At 68.3% G+C, this 2,811-nt stretch carries 3 protein-coding genes; 2 read left to right on the forward strand and 1 reads right to left on the reverse strand.

Annotated elements, in window-relative coordinates; all coding sequences use genetic code 11:
* The first annotated feature begins 2 nt into the window (after window positions 1–2).
* The gene (locus DSP71_RS17305) at window positions 3–1,625 is read left to right on the forward strand and encodes an MFS transporter (protein ID WP_113681687.1); all 1,623 of its coding nucleotides are present in this window, start codon (window positions 3–5) and stop codon (window positions 1,623–1,625) included.
* Window positions 1,626–1,628: 3 nt separating this feature from the next.
* On the opposite strand, the gene DSP71_RS17310 is transcribed toward DSP71_RS17305, so the two are convergent.
* Window positions 1,629–2,177: a helix-turn-helix domain-containing protein gene (locus DSP71_RS17310; protein ID WP_046749572.1), complete on the reverse strand. Its 549-nt coding sequence runs from the start codon at window positions 2,175–2,177 to the stop codon at window positions 1,629–1,631.
* A gap of 104 nt (window positions 2,178–2,281) precedes the next feature.
* On the opposite strand from DSP71_RS17310, the gene DSP71_RS17315 reads away from it, so the two are divergent.
* A partial coding sequence (locus DSP71_RS17315; protein WP_258546517.1) for an AzlC family ABC transporter permease occupies window positions 2,282–2,811 on the forward strand: 530 nt, incomplete at its 3' end.

A 2,811-nucleotide genomic window follows, 5' to 3' on the forward strand; every position in this document is an offset into this window, starting at 1 on the left:
AGATCCCCGCACCGCAGACCCCGATCAAGACCTCGTGGCTGCCGATGGTCAGCCTCTTCCTCGCGCAGGTGCTGATGTCGTTCAACGTCGCCGCGCTGCCGATCTCGCTCGGGGGCATGGTGAGCGAGTTCGGAGTGCCGCCGACGGTCGCGAGCACGACCATCGTCATGTACGGCCTCGCCGTCGCGGCGCTCGTGATGACCGGCGCGAAGCTCGGGCAGCGGATCGGCTGGGTCGTGATCTTCCGGATCGTGATCGCGTTGTTCGCCGGTTCGTCGATCATGATGATCCTCGCTCCCACCGTGTGGTGGGCCATCGCGGGGCAGGCCGTGGCCGGGGCGGCTGCCGCGATCATCGTGCCGTCGATCGTCGCTCTCATCGCCGAGAACTACCGGGGGCCTCAGCAGGCGACCGCCATCGGCGCCATCGGTTCGGCGCGCGCGATCTCGGGCGTCAGCGCCTTCCTGATCGGAGGGACGCTGGGCACGTTGGTGGGCTGGCGACCGATGTTCTTCATCGTGCTCGGCATCGCCGTGGTGGTGTTCGCCCTGAGCTTCACCCTGCGGGGGGATCGCGGCGACGCGTCGATCCGCATCGACCTCGTCGCCTCGTTGCTCATCGGCGCGGCGATCGTGCTGCTGACCCTCGGGTTCAACAACCTGAACTCGTGGGGTGCCGTGGCGGCGACGGCCGATGCCCCCTTCGCGGTGCTCGGCCTCTCGCCGGCCCCCGTGTTCATCGTGGTCGGCCTCGTGCTCGGCCAGGCGTTCTTCCTGTGGACGAGGAAGCGGATGGCGGAGGGAAAGGTGCCCCTGATCGACCTGAGCGTCCTCGGATCCTCTCGCGAGCGCGCCGCCGTGTACGCGATGTTCATCGTGGTGGCGCTGGAAGCGTGCGTGAACTTCACGATCCCGCTCTACATCCAGATCGTGCAGGGGAGGACGCCGTTCGACACCTCGATGGCCATGATGCCGTTCAACTTGACGGTCTTCGTCACCGCCACCCTCGTGGTGCGGCTGTACAAGCGGTTCCCACCGCGCACGATCGGCGTCGTCGGGTTCATCCTCACCACGGCGGCCCTGGTGTGGCTGTCGTTCGTGGTCAACAACAACTGGGAGACGATCCCGACGATCCTGGGCCTGATCGTCTTCGGCATCGGGCAGGGGGCGCTGGTGACCCTGGTGTTCAACGTGTTGGTGACGGCGGCTCCGGCCGAGCTCGCGGGGGATGTGGGGTCGCTGCGAGGCACCACGCAGAACCTCGCTTCGGCGGTGGGCACCGCGCTGGCCGGAGCGCTGCTGGTGTCCCTCCTCGGCCTCAGCGTCGGTCGTGCGGTCGTCGAGCATCCCGAGCTGCCGCCGTCCCTCGTCGCCCAGGTCGACATGGACAACATCAACTTCATCAGCAACGACGATCTGCGCGCCGCGCTCGAGGCGACGGACGCGACGCCCGAGCAGATCGACGCCGCGGTGGTGGTGAACGAGGAGTCGCGCCTGGGCACTCTCAAGCTCGGACTCCTTCTGCTGGCGGGGATCAGCGCGCTCGCGATCCTTCCGGCTTCCCGGCTACCGCAGTATCGGCCGCACGAGATCCCCGATCCGTCGCCGGTCTCGGGAGGGGAGTGAGGCTCAGCGCAGCTCCGAGATGAGCACGGCTCTGGTGCCCGCCACGGTCGCCTCGAAGACATGGGGCGCATCGCCGGCGTAGGTCAGGTAGTCGCCGGGGTCTAGGAGGACGGGATTCTCCGCCGGGCCGATGCGCGCCTGGCCGGCCATCAGGACCACGTGCTCGATCGTCCCGGGGTGATGGGGATCCGACCGGCGTGCGTCGCCCGGCTCGGCCTGGATCAGGTAGACGTCGCGGCGTGCGCCGGGCGGGCTCGCAGACAGCAGGGTCGCGCTGTAGGCGGCAGCGGAGGACGGCACCCCGGACAGATCGTCTGCGCGGATCAGCTTCGGTGCGTTGGACTGCTGGTCGACGAGCACGGCGAACGGCACCCCCAGTGCGACGCCGAGGGCCCACAGCGTCTCGACGCTGGGGTTGCCCGAGCCGCTCTCGAGCTGGGACACCGTCGCTTTGGAGACCCCGGCCCGTCGAGCGAGTTCGGACACCGACAGGCTCGCCGCCTCACGTTCCCGGCGCAGGGTGCGGGCGATGCGCGTACGAAGTTCCTCCATACGTTCATCATGTCAAACGATCGTTCGCTTGACTATGCCGCAGAACGTGTTCAGAATTATGACCATGTGTTCACTGAAGCGAACGGCAGCTCTTGGGCGGCGCGATGACCGCGGAGCGTGAGGTCTGGCGTGAGGCACTCGGCGTGGTGCTGGCGACCAGTGCGTACGGGGTCTCTTTCGGCGCGCTCGCCGTGGCGTCGGGGCTCGACGTCTGGCAGACCTGTGTGCTGAGTCTGCTGATGTTCACCGGGGGGTCCCAGTTCGCCTTCGTCGGCGTCTTCACCGCTGGGGGATTGTCGGCACTGCCTTCCGCGATCGCCTCGGCTGCGCTCCTCGGTGTCCGCAACGTCGCCTACGCCATGCGGATGTCACCCATCATCGGGGGCGGACCGGCTCGCAAGGCCGCAGCTGCGCACTTCACGATCGACGAGTCGACGGCCGTGGCGATCTCGCAGGGTGATCCTCGGCTGCGGCGGGTCGGCTTCTGGGTGACCGGGATCGGCATCTTCGTCGGGTGGAACATCACCACCCTCGTCGGGGCGCTCGTGGGCGACGTGCTCGGCGACCCCAGGACATGGGGACTGGATGCGGCCGCAGCCGCGGCGTTCCTCGCTCTCCTCTGGCCTCGGCTCCG

The organism is Microbacterium sp. H6 (assembly GCF_003314775.1).
GTDB lineage: Bacteria > Actinomycetota > Actinomycetes > Actinomycetales > Microbacteriaceae > Microbacterium > Microbacterium oxydans.

Excerpts from the sequence above, each read along its gene's own strand:
- DSP71_RS17310 (WP_046749572.1), bottom strand. The coding sequence starts at position 2,177 with ATGGAGGAACTTCGTACGCGCATCGCCCGCACCCTGCGCCGGGAACGT.